Source organism: Brevefilum fermentans (genome assembly GCF_900184705.1).
In the GTDB taxonomy this organism is placed as follows: domain Bacteria; phylum Chloroflexota; class Anaerolineae; order Anaerolineales; family Anaerolineaceae; genus Brevifilum; species Brevifilum fermentans.
Window position 1 is genome coordinate 604,299 of record NZ_LT859958.1, and the last position, 15,204, is coordinate 619,502.

General features: G+C 54.5%; 14 protein-coding genes. 12 read left to right on the forward strand and 2 right to left on the reverse strand.

The features are described from left to right. The first annotated feature begins 55 nt into the window (after positions 1-55). From CFX1CAM_RS02750 to CFX1CAM_RS02760, 3 genes are all read left to right on the forward strand, one after another. Entirely contained in the window at positions 56-1,510 is a 1,455-nt protein-coding gene (locus CFX1CAM_RS02750) for a YfcC family protein (RefSeq protein ID WP_087861546.1), read from the forward strand. 260 nt (positions 1,511-1,770) lie between these two features. Further along, positions 1,771-2,988 (forward strand): MDR family MFS transporter, encoded by a 1,218-nt coding sequence (locus tag CFX1CAM_RS02755; protein ID WP_087861547.1) that lies wholly within the window; start codon positions 1,771-1,773, stop codon positions 2,986-2,988. A 101-nt stretch (positions 2,989-3,089) separates the two neighbouring features. Beyond that, positions 3,090-3,494: a helix-turn-helix transcriptional regulator gene (locus tag CFX1CAM_RS02760; protein WP_087861548.1), complete on the forward strand. Its 405-nt coding sequence runs from the start codon at positions 3,090-3,092 to the stop codon at positions 3,492-3,494. Between the two features lie 312 nt (positions 3,495-3,806). Here the strand turns inward: CFX1CAM_RS02760 and CFX1CAM_RS02765 are convergent, their stop codons facing one another. Continuing rightward, positions 3,807-4,001, reverse strand: a complete 195-nt coding sequence (locus CFX1CAM_RS02765; protein WP_087861549.1) for a ferredoxin — start codon at positions 3,999-4,001, stop codon at positions 3,807-3,809. Positions 4,002-4,215: 214 nt separating this feature from the next. Here CFX1CAM_RS02765 and CFX1CAM_RS02770 point away from each other — a divergent pair, with 214 nt between their 5' ends. After that, positions 4,216-4,725, forward strand: a complete 510-nt coding sequence (locus CFX1CAM_RS02770) for a protein-tyrosine phosphatase family protein (protein ID WP_157891656.1) — start codon at positions 4,216-4,218, stop codon at positions 4,723-4,725. Here CFX1CAM_RS02770 and CFX1CAM_RS02775 read toward each other — a convergent pair. Beyond that, positions 4,722-5,528, reverse strand: a complete 807-nt coding sequence (locus CFX1CAM_RS02775; protein ID WP_087861551.1) for a DUF4261 domain-containing protein — start codon at positions 5,526-5,528, stop codon at positions 4,722-4,724. The two genes, CFX1CAM_RS02770 and CFX1CAM_RS02775, sit on opposite strands and share 4 nt — an antisense overlap. A 127-nt stretch (positions 5,529-5,655) precedes the next feature. On the opposite strand from CFX1CAM_RS02775, the gene CFX1CAM_RS02780 reads away from it, so the two are divergent. The 8 genes from CFX1CAM_RS02780 (at position 5,656) to CFX1CAM_RS02815 (ending at position 15,165) form a co-directional block, all read left to right on the forward strand. Next, a complete protein-coding gene (locus CFX1CAM_RS02780; protein ID WP_087861552.1) occupies positions 5,656-6,156 on the forward strand; it encodes a hypothetical protein in 501 nt (166 codons plus the stop codon). A gap of 156 nt (positions 6,157-6,312) precedes the next feature. Beyond that, positions 6,313-8,007 (forward strand): M20 family peptidase, encoded by a 1,695-nt coding sequence (locus CFX1CAM_RS02785; RefSeq protein WP_087861553.1) that lies wholly within the window; start codon positions 6,313-6,315, stop codon positions 8,005-8,007. A gap of 526 nt (positions 8,008-8,533) precedes the next feature. Further along, on the forward strand, positions 8,534-8,899 hold the full coding sequence (locus CFX1CAM_RS02790) for a hypothetical protein (protein WP_087861554.1): 366 nt from the start codon (positions 8,534-8,536) through the stop codon (positions 8,897-8,899). Further along, entirely contained in the window at positions 8,892-9,170 is a 279-nt protein-coding gene (locus CFX1CAM_RS02795) for a hypothetical protein (RefSeq protein ID WP_087861555.1), read from the forward strand. Before CFX1CAM_RS02790 ends, CFX1CAM_RS02795 begins: the two co-directional genes overlap by 8 nt. Position 9,171: 1 nt before the next feature. Further along, positions 9,172-10,701 carry a hypothetical protein gene (locus tag CFX1CAM_RS02800; protein ID WP_087861556.1) on the forward strand — a complete coding sequence of 510 codons (1,530 nt, stop codon included), beginning with the start codon at positions 9,172-9,174 and terminating at the stop codon, positions 10,699-10,701. A gap of 3 nt (positions 10,702-10,704) precedes the next feature. After that, positions 10,705-11,697 carry a glycoside hydrolase family 25 protein gene (locus CFX1CAM_RS02805; protein ID WP_087861557.1) on the forward strand — a complete coding sequence of 331 codons (993 nt, stop codon included), beginning with the start codon at positions 10,705-10,707 and terminating at the stop codon, positions 11,695-11,697. Positions 11,698-11,702: 5 nt separating this feature from the next. Continuing rightward, positions 11,703-13,106, forward strand: coding sequence for a hypothetical protein (locus tag CFX1CAM_RS02810; protein WP_087861558.1), 1,404 nt, complete (start codon positions 11,703-11,705; stop codon positions 13,104-13,106). Positions 13,107-13,230: 124 nt separating this feature from the next. After that, positions 13,231-15,165 carry a phage major capsid protein gene (locus CFX1CAM_RS02815; RefSeq protein ID WP_087861559.1) on the forward strand — a complete coding sequence of 645 codons (1,935 nt, stop codon included), beginning with the start codon at positions 13,231-13,233 and terminating at the stop codon, positions 15,163-15,165. Positions 15,166-15,204: the final 39 nt, after the last annotated feature.

The window sequence follows — 15,204 nt, forward strand, 5'->3', positions numbered from 1 at the left end:
CGTTATAATTCTATACATACTCCAAGCTTATTCCGCAACAAGGAGAATTAATCCCATGGCTGAATCGAAATCCGGTGTACAAATCAGTACCAAAGCCTTTTTTCAGGCGCTGTTGATTATCTTTGCTCTCATGATGCTTTCCGGGATCCTCACCTGGGTGATCCCCTCGGGGCAGTATGTAAGGGTTGAAGAACCCGGCCGCGGCATGGTGATTGCCCCGGACTCCTTCAGTTACACCGACCACCCTGGGCTACCCGTCTGGCGCTGGTTCACCGCCCCGGTTGAGGTGTTCTTCTCTGCCGATGGGGTCACCATTGCGGGCGTGATCGTCTTCATCCTGCTGGTGGGTGTAGCCTTCGCCGTGATGGAGCGTAGCGGCATTCTCAGTTTCGCCTTGGCGGCGATCGTGCGGCGCTTTGGCGAGAAAAAATACACCCTGCTGCTTGTGCTGACTTTTTTCTTCATGGCTCTGGGCGGGTTTTTTGGCTTGCTGGAGGAGGTGGTGCCCCTGGTGCCGATTATGATCGTGCTGGCGTATTCCCTGGGCTGGGATTCGCTCACCGGGCTGGGAATGTCGGCTCTGGCAACAAATGTGGGCTTTTCGATGGCGGTGTTTAACTTCTTTACGATCGGGATTGCGCAGCAACTGGCTGGGCTGCCCTTGTTCTCGGGTTGGGCGCCGCGCGTGGTTTTGTTTTTCGCTGTATATGCGCTTTTGGCGCTATTTCTGACCCGACATGCAAAAAAGGTGGCTGCGGATCCCCGCCGGTCGCCGGTATTCCTCGAGGACCGCGAGGAAAAACCGCGGCTCACTGCAGATCAAGACCTGGTGGCGGACCGGGATGATCCGCGCTTGAAGCGGGCAGCAATTTTCATGGCGGCTTGCTTTGGGCTGGTTCTGGTGCTGGTGATGTTATTCTCGTGGATCGAAGGGCTGAACGCCCTCGCGATGCCGCTTTCGGGGTTGTTATTCCTGGTGGGCGGCGTGGGGGCAGGCTTGATCGCCGGGATTGGCAAGGGCGGCTGGAAGGCAGCCTGGGAGGGATTTCTGGGCATCGCGCCCGCCATCCCACTGTTGATGATGGCTGCCAGTATCAAGCTGATCATCTCTTCTGGCGGTATTCTGGACACCATGTTGTATGTTGCCTCCGGGCGTTTTTCAGGCACGAGCCCCCTGGTTTCAGCGTTGTTGATCTACGCGGTGACGTTGGTGCTGGAGCTGTTTGTCAGCTCGGGTTCAGCCAAGGCGCTGATGGTGATCCCGTTGATCATGCCGCTGGCTGACCTGGTGGGTGTCAACCGGCAGATTGCAGTGACCGCGTATGCCTTTGGAGACGGCTTCTCGAACATGGTTTACCCGACCAATGCCCTGCTGCTGATTGTGCTCAGCCTGACGGTGATACCCTATAATAAATGGCTCAAGTGGGTGCTGCGGCTGTGGGCGATTGTTTTTCCACTGACGGTGATCTTTCTGGCGCTGGCGGTGGCTTTCAATTATGGGCCGTTTTGACCTGCTGATCCCACTTGCTGTGCGTTAAGGACTGCGTAGCTGGTAGAACTTAGAACGTAGAGCTTAGAGCGTAGGACTTAGAACTTAGAACGTAGAGCTTAGAACTTAGAACGTAGAGCTTAGAACTTAGACCTTAGAATGAAGGGTTTAGAGTTTAGAGCTTAGAACTTGGAACGAATCAATTATCGTCATTTTCTTTTTTCTATCTTGTCAATAACGAGTTTTAATGCCTGCTGCCAAATGCAGTTATAATAACCCGCATGTTGACTCGTCTACGCAGCGATTTCGCTGATACCCCCCGGCAATTCTGGTTGATGTTTTTTGGGATGATGTTTTCCACCATCGGGACAACGATGATCTGGCCGTTTTTGATGATCTATGCCAGTGAAACCCTGTCGCTGCCCCTGGCAACGGTAGCCAGCCTGATGACGATCAACGCCGGTACGGGGATGGTTTCAGCAATCCTGGCGGGGCCGGTGATCGACCGGGTGGGGCGCAAGTGGGCGATGGTGGTCGGTTTGTTTGGTGCAGGCATGGGGTATTTTCTGCTCAGTCGCGCCAATACCTACGCCGCGTTTGCACTCATCCTGGGGTCCAGTGGGATGTTTGGACCCTTATACAATGTGGGCACAGATGCCATGCTGGCAGACATGATTCCCATGGAAAAACGCGCCGATGCCTATGCCCTGCTCCGCATGGCGCACAATGTTGGTGTGGCGGCAGGGCCGGCGCTGGGCGGGTTTGTTCTTGCCCGCTCGTATCGATTTGGGATGTATGGCGCAGGCGCGGGATTGATCGCTTACGGGCTGGCGCTGCTGTTCTTCGCCCGCGAAACGCTGCCTGAAGGGGTTGCGACGGAAAAATCTAACTTGCTGGGTCAACTGCGCGGCTACTGGACGGCTCTACAGGACCGGCCGTTTATGGGACTGGTGGGCGCGTTCACCCTGCTGCACATGACCGCATCGATGATTTGGGTGCTCTTCTCGGTCTATTTAAAGACGCAATATGGCATCAGCGAACAAGTGTATGGCTGGCTGCCAACAACCAATGCCCTGATGGTGGTCTTCTTCCAGGTGCTGGTGACGCGGATGATGAAGAAATATCCCGATGTGCAGGTGATGACCTGGGGCACCGTCTTTTATGTTTTTGCGCCGTTGACCATTGTGCTTTCGAACCGCTTTTTGGGATTCTGGCTGGCCATGGTGATTATGACCGTGGGGGAACTGGTGGTGGTGCCGCGCTCCAGCGCATATGCCGCAAACCTGGCGCCGGTCGATAAGCGCGGGCGCTATATGAGCCTGTACGGCCTGACCTGGAATGTGGCAGCAGGGATCAGCCCGGTGTTGGGCGGCCTGGTCAGCGATCGGATCGGCCCGAGGGCGCCCTGGACATTCGGCGCGGTGATCGGCTTGCTGGCTGTGCTGGCTTTCCGCCGGTTGAAGAAATACCAGGTCAGCAAAGAGGCTGCGATTTCTTAAGCTTTAACCCCTTGACAAATGATCCGTTAATTGATTAAAATTAGAACATATGTTCTAATTACCATTGAGCTGTTGTGCATGCTGCTCGGAAGGATGTTGATATGACAAGAGTTTTGATCTTTAAAACACCGGACGCCTTCGGTGTTTTGGAGGTGGACGCGCCGGCTGAACGCATTGTCCACGCGATCAATCGTGGCGATTGGGAGGCTTACCTGCCTGGCGAGCCGGGTCCGCTCTATGCCCGGCAGCAGGGTGCAGTGGTGGTCGTGACGAACAGTGCATCGCTGCAGACGGAAGATCTACCCAAACTCAGCCGTCGCGAATACCAGGTGCTGGTGTTGCTGGGTGACGGTCTGACCACGGCTGAGATCGCGCTGAAGTTGGGCTTGCGTCCACGTACGGTGCGCGGTTATGTGGCCAGCATGAAGGTGCGGCTGGATGCGCAAAATATCCAGCAGTTGGTCGCTCGCGCCGTGGCTTTGGGGTTATTCCGGCCAGAGATATGATCTCACTCGCTGTGCGATGAAAGCTGAGTAGCCGATAGAACTTAGAACTTAGAGCTTGGAGTTTAGAGCTTGGAACTTAGTGCTTAGAGCTTAGAATGGAAATTAACCACAGGACAACCATTCACTCATGTCCAAATCCTGCTTCCTGATTCCTGCTTCCTGTTCCCTAATTTTCTCTGAAAACACGATTCAGGCTGGGTCACCACTCACCATTCACTATTCACCATTCACCACTCACCATTCACCACATTAAAACCAAAGAGGCTGCTTTTTTCAAACAGCCTCCGGTTTGAGCGTTGGTTCGTTGTGTAACTACTCTTCAATGATAATGATGGCTTCTTCCGGGCATTCTTCCACGGCTTCCCGCACAACCTCTTCATACTCTTCCGGGATCGGGTCAAGCAGGACCTCGGCGAAGGGCTCATTGGCTAAGCTGAAAACTTCGGGAGCCAGACCTTCGCAAATACCACAGCCTAAGCACAGATCTTCATCAACTCTAACTCTCATCAGTCATCTCCTAATCATTATTTGGTCTAAGTTGGACAGGGGAAGATCCGACTGGTAGGCGATCTTCCAGTGCCCAAAGGTACACTTGGATTAAATCCAGCGGAATTATACCACATGGATTATTTATTGCCAGTGATTCTTAACGTATAATGACTGACATATTTCCGGTTTTTAAACCGGATTGCTGCTTTTTGGCGATTGGAAAGAAGGTTTGATGCGATCATTGCTGTTTTCCGGTTTAACCCGACTTCCCTATGGACTGGCAGGGACTGTGTACCGCAGTCCGCTGCCCTTCAGCCCTTTGTTTGACCCGCGGGGGCGGGTTTTACCGGCTTATGAGCGGCACGGGGTGGACACTGTCGTGGTGCTCAATGAGACGGAGGAATTGCAACGCCTGTTGGGGCAGGACCTGCTGGGGCATTATCGGCAGCTTGGATATGATGTGATCCACGCGCCAGCGCCAGATTTTAACGTCTTCCAACCCGAGGTTTTGAAATTGGCGCTTAAAGCGACCCTGGCTGCGGCTGAAGCGGGGCGGACGATCGCGATTCACTGCCATGCGGGCGTTGGGAGGACGGGCATCCTGGCAGCCTGCCTGGCGAAGACCGTCTTCGGCATTTCGGGCGAGGATGCCGTCGCCTGGCTGCGGCAATTTATCCCGGAAGCAGTTGAAGGTGACTTGCAGTACCGGTTCGTGCTGGATTTTTCCTGGGAGGCAAACTAAGCTTCGTTTTTCTCGATAACCAGGGTTCCGGAGGGTCCCATCAGCACCTCCTCCCATTCGGTGACCTCTGCGAACTTCAATTGCTGTCCCGATGTGCCAACCTCGAGGGTATCCCCTGCGGTGACAAACACATCCTCTTCGTATAGATAATGAAACACGTTGATGAATAAGCGGATGATGTCATCCGAACTTTCGGCGGGTTGGACGTAATAAGCCAGGTCGGGGACATCGAAGATGTGGTGACCTTTGGTCACCAGCCAGTAACCCGGGTCATCGGTGAAGAAACGCACATAGCCGAACCACAGGTTGTAGGGGATTGACTCGCGGAAGCTGGCGATGCTGGCGGGCTTCAAGAAGTCTGCCGGGGGATGGGCGGTCCAGGCATTGGTGTTGACGATGCCTAGGAGGTCTTCATTGGCAAAGGCGCATGCCAGGCGATAGATGGCGATCATCGCCTCGATGGGGTCGTGATGCCCCCGGTGATAAACCAGGCTGATATGGGCGCGATGCTGGCGCATGGCGGCTTTGGTCTGCGCCTGCCAGGGCGAAACCATCACGGTGTGATCGATCACTTCAGGGGGCAGGGGGATTGGCAGACCTGCGATCAAAAGCTCGTGACCATCCAGGCTTGCCCGACCGATGCTCTTGCTGGGGTCTTGTTGAACCCAGGTGAGGTTGCAGGCGCCCTCAGCGTCCAGACAGCGCTGTAACGCCGCCTCGTCGGGAATGGGCAGTTGATCGGATGCGTAGATCAGATGCAGTTCGGGGCGTTTGGTGGGTGGGTAAGCCTGGATTGAGGTCATGGCGTGCTTCCTGGTGATGGGTGTGGTTTGATTATCTCATAAACCGGGCTAATTTCAAATCCAATCGGTCTGCTAACTGACAGAAAGGGCGCAAAATGGTAGAATTGGGCTGAGATTGGAGTAACTAATGGAATCAATTTTCAGCATTGAATACACGCCTGAAAAACGGGATTATGTACGGGCGGCGCGCATCATTTCGCGAAAGTCGCCCGGGTTTGTTGCCCTGGCTGCGATGGTCGCCTTCATTATGCTTGCCTCCGGGGTAGCGCTGATCTTTCCCGGGCTTGCCGCTGAGACCTTACGGGGCCTGGCGCCCTTTCTACTGGCGGCTGGCCTGACTTACCTGCTGTACGTTGGTTTTCTGGTTCCCAGGCAACTCAATAAGGCTTATGAGAGCGAATCGCACCTGCGTTTAACACGCCGGTTGAACTTTTTTGAATCGTACTTGATGATGACAATCGGCGACCAAAGCGTTAATCTTCCCTGGGAAAATTTAACCCGGACCTTCAACAGCGGGAACGATTTCATCCTGGTCTTCCAGGACGATGAGCAGGTGATCGTGTTCATTCCCGGACGGGCGCTTGAAAGCCAGGCGGCTTTAGAAAATCTGCAAAAATTTATTCATTGAAAAATCCATCCTGATGATATAATGACCATCATCAAGCGCCTGACATGCCTGAAAACCAATCTTTTCTTAGGATTTGATCAGCGTGCTGAACGCCTGTTGGTATCACCTGGATCGATTATCCTCGATTATCACCATATAAACTGAAAGGAGCACACGATGAACTTGATAACCCTGTTAATCTCTGCGGCGATTGGGCTAGTCGTGGTGTTGTTTTTCCTGGTTGGCTTTGTTATTTTAAAGACGGCGCTGTATTCCCCTCCGCAAAAGAAGGTTAAGCCGCGCGATTTTCCTTATTTTGACGGCAAATCGATCGCTGAACGCCTGGGTTTGGCGGTGCAGTACCGCACGATTTCCTATGATGACCCGAAAAAAATTGATGAAAATGCCTTCTATGGGCTTCATCGCCTGTTTAAGACGCTTTACCCGCTGGTTCACACACACCTTAAATTGGAGACGGTCAATAACCTCAGCTTGCTGTACACCTGGAAGGGGAGCAAACCCGATCTGCAGCCGATTATGCTGATTTCGCACTTGGATGTGGTTCCGGCTGATGAGGACGATCCCGCCTGGGAGCACCCGCCCTTCAGTGGCGAGCTGGCTGACGGCTATGTGTGGGGACGGGGCACGCTGGACATTAAAAGCGGTGTGATCGGCATTTTGGAAGCCGTGGAATACCTGCTGAAGCAGGGCTTTGAACCGGAACGCACCGTTTACCTGGGCTTTGGGCATGATGAGGAAGTCAGCGGCAAGAACGGCGCGGTTGCGATTGCCGCCCTGCTTGAAGAACGCGGGGTGACGCTGGGTTGTTTGCTGGATGAAGGCGGTTCGGTTTATGAAGGGCTTTTGCCGGGGGTTGACGCGCTGCTGGCGATGATCGGCATCTCGGAAAAGGGATACCTGAGCCTGCGCCTGAGCGTGACCCAGGACGGCGGACATTCTTCGATGCCTGCTACACCGACCGCGATCGGCATTCTTTCGCAAGCCATCGCCAGGCTGGAAGCGCAACCGATGCCGGCGCGCCTGGAGGTGGTTGAATTTTTGATGAGCTATATCGGGTCTGTGCTGCCCTTTTTCCAGCGCATGGCTTTTGCCAACACCTGGCTGTTTGGCGGGCGCCTGAAAAAGGAGCTGTCGCGGTCGAACCTGATGAATGCCAGCATCCGCACTACCACCGCGCCGACCATTATCCATGCCGGCGTCAAGGATAATGTTTTGCCGTCAAAGGCTGAGGCTGTGGTTAACTTTCGCCTGCTGCCCGGAGATGACCTGGCGAGTGTATACAAAATGGTGCTGGAGCGCATCAACGATAAGCGGGTGAGCGTACTGCCCTATGCTGGCGAAGTCCTCGCCGGCTCTTCGGGATGGGACCCATCCCCGGTAGCTGATGTTGAATCGCCGTATTTTCTGCGGTTATCACGGCTGGCGCGGGAGGTCTTCCCGGGTGCGCTGACGGCGCCCTTCCTGGTGATTGGCGGCACCGATTCTCGCCATTATGCTTCGGTGACCGATAACGCATTCCGGTTTTCACCGGTTGTCCTTGACCGAGCCAGTGTGCAGAGTGTGCACGCCGTCAACGAGCGCCTGTCGTTTGAAAATTGCGCAAAAATGGTCTGTTTTTACACGGCTTATATCCAGGAGATGGCGACACTGCCCGGTGAGCTGGACGCCGGGGGCAGCGTGGCTGATGCAGACGATGAGGACGTCCAGGAATTGATTGTCGATTCCATGGCGTGGGAGGATGATGAAGACATCCCGATTCCAACGTTAGAAGAGACCATGGCGTTTGGCGAGGAAGATGAAGCCGATATTGAGGATAACGGTGACGATTCCAGCGCGGAGGAACCGGCGTAACCCCGAGTTTTGTTATTGGAATCGCAGTATAGCGGGTACGGTCATTGCGAGCGAAGCGAAGCAATCTCAACAGGGGGTAGTGGTTGATGAAATACCGCCTGCCCAGCAGAGTAGACCCATCCAAGCCCTCAGGGAGGGTGGCTGCCAAAGAGATAGATTTGGTTGCCACACTCCCTCGCAATGACAACAAAGCTATACCCATGATGACCAGCGTTTCGCTTTGAAAAATCCCAGTTCCAAATTAATAACGCAAGCATAAATTCCTGCGTAAACCATCCCCCGACGGCGAGTGTTTCGCCGTTTTTTGCCGCAAGCGGCAAGAATTCCCCTAAAACTCGCCGCTTTTGACGGATTGAAATCCCCCCTGATTCCTGCTATCATATCACCATAACAGAACAAATGTTCTATTTTTGAACGGCCCGGGTGATCTAAGCCCTGACCCTTCCCCTTTATAGCGCTTTGCGAGGCGCCCGGACCGTTCTCTTCCAACCGGAAGATCTTTTAGACCTGGAGGTTTTTTTACCTGATGACGAGAAAAGCACAAGCTGGCGACCCGTCTGACTTTTACAGCGGCCACTTTACCCGCGCCGAACTGGCTGACCTGGACCGCGCCCTGGGCGATTCCCTGCGCGGTGAGATCGGCATGCTGCGCACGGTGATGCGGCGCTTTTTTGAACGCGTCAGCCAGGAGGCTGATGACAGCAAAGCCCTGGCGGAGGCGCTGCGGGTTTTGGGATTGAGCGTCACCCGCCTGGCGCGGGTGATCCAGGCAGAGCGGGAATTGCAGGCGGGTGGGACGGATGATTTGGGCGATGCGCTGACCCGCAGCATGGCTGCCGTCCTGGAAGAGCTGCGCGGCGCCACCGCCGGAGAGCGGGGGTCGCATGGATGACAGGCTGTATGCCTTGTTGACCGAGCAAATGAAGCACGCCACCGACTTGCTCTCGGCGCAGATTCAATCGCTGGAGGCAAAGGTGGTGTACCAGACCGATTTGTTCCACCAACGTCTGACGCTGCTGGAGGAGGGCATGCGCGACCATGAGATGCGCCTGCGGGCAGCCACCGAGGGCGTGACGCAGTTCAAACTCTTTTCCGGGCTGGCATCGGGCAGCTCGGGCTTGATGTCGCTGGTGGCGTTGATCAAGGCTTTTTTAGGAGGTTAGCTTGGCTGAATTGGATCCCCGGTTGCAGATTTTGGCTCGAGACGTGGTTCACTTTGCAAGTTATACCAGCGGACTGCAGTTGCGCAGCTACCAGGTCGATGTGGCGCGGGCTGTGGTGCGCTCGGTGATCGAGAACCTGGGACTGACCTTCGTGGTGATCCTGCCGCGCCAGTCGGGTAAGAACGAGCTCCAGGCGCAGTTACAAGCCTATCTGCTGACGCTGTTTTCGTGTCAGCGTTGCGGGATGGTGCAGGTCTCCCCGACGTGGAAGCCGCAGGCTGTCAATGCCATGTCGCGGCTGGAGACGGTGTTGAACGCCAACCTCCTCATCAAAGACCGCTGGAAAAAGCATCACGGGCATGTTTACCAGGTGGAGGGGGCGCGACTGACGTTTCTATCGGGATCGCCCACGTCTAATATCGTCGGCGCGACGGCTGATCTGCTGCTCTCGATCGATGAAGCCCAGGATATCCACACCGATAAATTCGATAAGGAAATCGCGCCGATGGCAGCCTCCACGCATGCCACGCGGGTCTTGTGGGGCACCGCCTGGACGGCGAATACCCTGCTGGCGCGAGAGGAAGCCGTGGCGCGGGAAGTCCAGCGGCAGGACGGCATCCAACGCGTCTGGCGGCTGGATTGCGCCACTATCGCCCGCGAGGTGCCCGCCTATGGCCGGTTCGTCGCCGAGCAGGTGGGGCGGTTGGGGCGCAATCACCCCATGGTGCGCACCCAGTATTTCTCCGAGGATCTCGACGCCGAGGGCGGGCTGTTCTCACCCGAACGGATGGCTTTGCTGCGAGGAGGGCACCCACCGCATTTGACCGCCCGCCCCGGGCAGTTGTACGTCATGACGCTGGACCTGGCTGGCGAGGATGAAGGGGGCGGATTGGGCGAGATTTTGCGGGTCAGGAGCGCTCGCGATGCCACCGCACTGACGATTGCGCAGGTGGATCTGACGACGATGGTCAACCCGGATTGTCCCCTGCCGACCTACCGGATCGTTCACCGGCGGTTGTGGGTGGGGGTGAAGCACAGCAGCCTGTTCAGTGAGATCACGCGCCTAGCTGCCGACTGGTCGATCCGCTACCTGGTGTGCGATGCAACCGGCGTGGGCGCGGGGCTGACCTCCTTCCTCATCCAGGTGCTGGGAGGGCGGGTGATTCCCTTCACCTTCAGCAGTAAGACCAAATCCGACCTTGGCTGGGCGTTCCTGGCATTGATCGACAGCGGTCGCCTGCAGGATCACACACCCGCTGCAGAAGGTCCCGATGCATTGAATGAATTGCAGGCGCTGTTTTTCAACCAGTTAGCGCACTGCCAGTATGAGATCCAGACCGGACCCGACAAACGCATCTGTTGGGGTGTCCCTGATGGCACCCGCGACCTGGCTTCGGGCGAACTGGTGCATGACGACCTGGTCGTCTCGGCTGCACTGCTGGGCGTCCTGGACCGGCAAGCCTGGTCTGCCCCCGGTACGGCGGCGATCGTCCCCGCAACGGATCCCCTTGACGAGATGAAAGGATTTTAAAAAATGACTTTGACCGCCACTGCAATAAACCCTGTTCAGGATGCTGCCCTGATCGTCGACCAGGCTGTGTTTGCACTCCCTGGAGACGAGGATTCGGATGATTCACAGCTCCCTTTCGGCATTGATATTTCCCGTTATAACACTTCAGCCGATGGTAAAAAACGCGTAAACTTCGATACCATCGCAGCCCATGACCCCTTTGTATCATTTATTGGTATCCGTGTCGGTATCTCTTGGGGTTATCAAGATCCCTGGTTTAATTTCTATTTCTCTGAAGCCCAGCGCATCAATCGCGTAATTTTCCCCTACCATGTTCTTTACCCTGGTGAAGACGCAGCCCGCCAAATGGATAATTTCTTTCGCATCCTGGGCAATGCCAACCTCGATATTACCCCCCTGGTCCTCGACCTGGAGCTCGACCACGGCCTAACTTTATCTAAAATCACCCAAACCACCATTAATGCCCTCAATATCATCTACCGCCGCACCGATCGCACCCCCTTTATTTATTCCCGTGCCCTCTGGGTGAATCGCTTCCTCAATGTTGCAGCCCTGCCCCCCGTCCTCTGGTGGCTTGCTCAGTATAAAGTTTCCCTGCCCTTCCCACTCTATACCCCAGAAAAAGATCCACCCCCCTTGCTCCCCATCGGTGTTAATACCTGGCTTATCCATCAAACCACCCAGCGCGGCCCGTCCATCGGCGCCCCCGCCCTCTATTACATGGACTACAACCGATTTAATGGCACAACTTCCCAGTTACTCGAATTTATCCATGGGGCTTCTAATCTCAAACCCGTAACCTGCCCCCTGGACGATCTACCCTGCACTGGTGGCAAATTTCAGCAGCCAGGGCAGGGCAATAATAAAAATCCTGTTCACCGCACCCAGCTAAAAGCTGAAGACCCCCGTCCCCCGTCCCCCGCCCAGGCCCCAGGGCAGTCGCTTATGCCCTCTTGGCTTATCCACAAAGGTAATTTCTCTAAATTTAAGGGTTAATACTCATGCCAAATCGCTTCTCTCAATTCTTCAAGTTACTTTTCTCTAATTCAGCCACTAATTCCACCAGGGAAGCTTTTGAAGTGGTCGAAAATGACAATACTTTCTTTATTGGGTCCCGCCGCTTTGACGAAACCGACCGCGACCGCCTCGAGTATAACCGTTATGATGTTTTCCAGCAATGCTTCGAAGCCTGGCGAGATTCACCCCTGGCCAGGCGAATTGTAGAGCTTACTTCCCAATATGTGGTCGGTTCGGGCTTCGATATCAAATGCTCCGATCCCAAAACTAAAAATTTTATTGATGCCTTTTGGCAGCACCCCCTCAACCGCATGAGCTCACGCGTAGTTGAACTCTGTGATGAACTCACCCGCACTGGGAACTTATTTATTTTGCTCAATACCGACAAAACAGGCATGACTTTTGTTCGCTCCCTGCCCGCAGCAAACATTGATCAAATTGTTTCCAGCCCAAACGATATTGAACAGCCCGTGCTTTTTATCACCAAAGCAGATGCTGAACTTGAATCTCACACCTACCCCGCCTACATCCCTAATAATGATTTTACCCTTCCCGATGGGTCCTTCCCTCAAGTCGTGCTTCATTATGCCATCAACCGCCCCGCCGGGGCCCAGTGGGGCGAGCCCGATCTATCCCCAATCCTCCCCTGGCTTAAGCGTTATTCAGCCTGGTTAGAAGATCGCGTACGCCTCAATCGCTTCCGTAACGCCTTTTTATATGTGGTCACCGGTTCCTTCGTGTCCGAAGAAGCCCGCAAAGCCCGCCAGGTCACCCTCGCAGCCACCCCCCCCACCCCAGGTTCCGTCCTTGTTACCGACGCTTCCGAAACCTGGTCCGTTATTTCTCCTAAGCTCGAAGCCCTGGACGCTTCCGCCGATGGCCTGGCACTCAAAAAATATATTGCCGCAGCTGTTGGCCTTCCCATGCACTTTCTAGCCGAGCCCGAATCAGCCACCCGCACCACCGCCGAAGCCGCCGGTGGCCCTACCTTCCGCCGCTTCGAACAGCGCCAGCAGTTCTTTTCTTGGCTTTTATACGATTTACTCTCTGTTGTAATTAGCCGCCGTGCCCAGGTCGATTATGCCGTATCACCCACCCCAGAACTGCAAATTGTCGGTGCCGATATTTCAGCCCGTGATAATGTTTCTCATTCTATCTCAACTGTAAACATTCTCAACGCTTTTGAACGCCTTTACGACATGGGCTTAATTTCCAGGCGCGAATTACTCAGAATTACTTACCGCTTCGCCGGTGAATCAGGCGATATTGACGAAATCCTGGCCCAGGGCACCGGGAAAGATACCCGGGTGCCCAGCCCCGTATCAACTACCCCTTCCTCAAAAATTGTAGATCCGATCACCGGCGAGCCGAAAATTAAAACCTCTTAACATCAATAACCAGCCATGAACGGTCACCTACCAGCTAAACAATCTCCATGCACAGCAAATTTGTCATTGCGAGCTTGCGAAGCAATCTCCCTCTACAGCCGCTTATCAAAAAAAGGATAAGTTTATGAACGAACAACCACCATATTTTACCCAACACCAAGCCCTTCTCTCTGCCGAAGCCCATCCCCTGCCCAATGGCAAATTCCATATCACCTGCATTACTTCAGGTATCGGCAACGGGTGGACCTTCCCGCCTGAAGTTCTTCAGGCATCCCTTGCCCTCTGGGATAACCTTCCCTGCTTTATCGACCACTCCTGGATCCCACACTCCCTTAAAGACCTGGCCGGTCATGTGGTCGACCCCGCCTGGGATCCTGAAGCTCAGGGCATCACCGCCACCCTTCACCCCCTGGGCCAGGGTGGCCAGCTTTTGTCTACCCTGGGCAAAGAAGTTCTCAAATCTGAAAAACCCCCTAAAATTGGCTTCTCTGCCGATGTACTCTTCAAAGCCAATGGCAAGCAAGTAACCGAAATTACAAAAGTGCTTTCGCTTGACCTGGTTTATAATCCTGCCCGTGGTGGTGCCTTCCGTGCTGCACTCCAGGCATGGAATGAAGAGGGAATTTTACAACGAAAAAAGGAAATCACTATGAATCAATCGCAAGATCCTACCCCACAACCGAATATCTCCCCTGCTTTACCTTCTGAACAAGAACAGCAGGTAAACCAGGCCATGCTCAAAATTTGCTCAAACTTGCTCGAAACAAGTTTAGCAGCCTCACACCTGCCCAAACCCGTAACCGATCAAATCCGCTCTACCTTCCAGGGCAAAATCTTCACAACTGAAGAGCTCGAAGCTTCCATCGAATCCCACCGTACCATGTTGTCTGAACTCCAGGCAGCCCAAACCGTCCAGGGACCCCCCCGTATTTCTCACATGTTCGATGAAGCCGATAAGCTCCAGGCAGCCGTAGATGACCTCTTTGGTATCGAACGCTCCGAAAAGCTCCAAGCCGTATCCGTGCCCCCACTCTCTGGTATCCGTGAACTGTATTTGATGTTGACCGGTGATCGTGAAATGCATGGGGGCTTCCATCCTGATCATGTGCACTTGGCCACTACCGCCGATTTTACTGGCCTGGTCAAAAATGCCCTTAATAAAATTGTTGCTCAGCAATGGCAGCTTTTAGGCAGGGCAGGTTATGATTGGTGGCAGCATATCACCACCCAGGAACACTTCACCAGTCTCAACGATATCACCGGCACTCTTATTGGTACCGTGGGCGACCTTCCTGTTGTTGCCGAGGGTGCCGAATATACCGAACTCCTGGTCGGCGATTCACCTGAGACCGCTTCCTTCGTCAAATATGGTGGTTATATCCCCCTCACCCTGGAATTGATTGACCGCGACCAAACCCGTAAGCTCAAAGCTTATGCCAGGGAATTGGGCAGCGCAGGTCTGCGTAAAATCTCAAAACTAGTTGCCGAAATCTTCACCCAAGCATCAGGCACCGGCCCCACCATGGCCGATTCAGGCAAGCTTTTCAATAACACCGCAGTTACCACCAAAGGTGGCCATAAAAACTTGCTCACCACCGCCTTAAGTATTACCGCCTGGGACGCTGCCTGCCAGGCAGTCTACAATCAACCCATGCTCATCAAAAACGAGGCCGGGCTTTATGGTACAGGTCCTAAAATGGCCATTAATCCCAAATTCTGCCTTGTGCCCAGGGCGCTCCAGAACACCGCCTGGCAAATGCTCAAAGGTGAGTTTGTTCGCGAAGAAAACTATACCTACGACAACATCCTCAAGGGTTCCGCCGTCCCAATCACCGTCCCCGAATGGACCGACGCCGACGACTGGGCAGCCGTGTGCGACCCCGCAGTCGCTCCCGCAATCTTTGTCGGTGAACGCTTTGGCATCATGCCCGAAATCTACACCGCAGGCGATGAACTTTCTCCAGCCGTGTTTATGAATGATGAACACCGCCTCAAGGTCCGTCACTTCCTGGCCGTATGGGTTAATGATTTCCGCCCCCTGCATAAGAGCAATGTTTAATCGCTTCGCTTTACCAGGTTTTTTAGAATCTCCTACTCC

What these genes read in the sequence shown, in the direction of transcription:
- CFX1CAM_RS02805 (WP_087861557.1), top strand. Translation starts at nt 10,705, where the DNA reads ATGACTTTGACCGCCACTGCAATAAACCCTGTTCAGGATGCTGCCCTG.
- CFX1CAM_RS02750 (WP_087861546.1), top strand. Translation starts at nt 56, where the DNA reads ATGGCTGAATCGAAATCCGGTGTACAAATCAGTACCAAAGCCTTTTTT.
- CFX1CAM_RS02785 (WP_087861553.1), top strand. Translation starts at nt 6,313, where the DNA reads ATGAACTTGATAACCCTGTTAATCTCTGCGGCGATTGGGCTAGTCGTG.
- CFX1CAM_RS02775 (WP_087861551.1), bottom strand. Translation starts at nt 5,528, where the DNA reads ATGACCTCAATCCAGGCTTACCCACCCACCAAACGCCCCGAACTGCAT.
- CFX1CAM_RS02760 (WP_087861548.1), top strand. Translation starts at nt 3,090, where the DNA reads ATGACAAGAGTTTTGATCTTTAAAACACCGGACGCCTTCGGTGTTTTG.
- CFX1CAM_RS02795 (WP_087861555.1), top strand. Translation starts at nt 8,892, where the DNA reads ATGGATGACAGGCTGTATGCCTTGTTGACCGAGCAAATGAAGCACGCC.
- CFX1CAM_RS02755 (WP_087861547.1), top strand. Translation starts at nt 1,771, where the DNA reads ATGTTGACTCGTCTACGCAGCGATTTCGCTGATACCCCCCGGCAATTC.
- CFX1CAM_RS02780 (WP_087861552.1), top strand. Translation starts at nt 5,656, where the DNA reads ATGGAATCAATTTTCAGCATTGAATACACGCCTGAAAAACGGGATTAT.
- CFX1CAM_RS02770 (WP_157891656.1), top strand. Translation starts at nt 4,216, where the DNA reads ATGCGATCATTGCTGTTTTCCGGTTTAACCCGACTTCCCTATGGACTG.
- CFX1CAM_RS02790 (WP_087861554.1), top strand. Translation starts at nt 8,534, where the DNA reads ATGACGAGAAAAGCACAAGCTGGCGACCCGTCTGACTTTTACAGCGGC.
- CFX1CAM_RS02810 (WP_087861558.1), top strand. Translation starts at nt 11,703, where the DNA reads ATGCCAAATCGCTTCTCTCAATTCTTCAAGTTACTTTTCTCTAATTCA.
- CFX1CAM_RS02765 (WP_087861549.1), bottom strand. Translation starts at nt 4,001, where the DNA reads ATGAGAGTTAGAGTTGATGAAGATCTGTGCTTAGGCTGTGGTATTTGC.
- CFX1CAM_RS02815 (WP_087861559.1), top strand. Translation starts at nt 13,231, where the DNA reads ATGAACGAACAACCACCATATTTTACCCAACACCAAGCCCTTCTCTCT.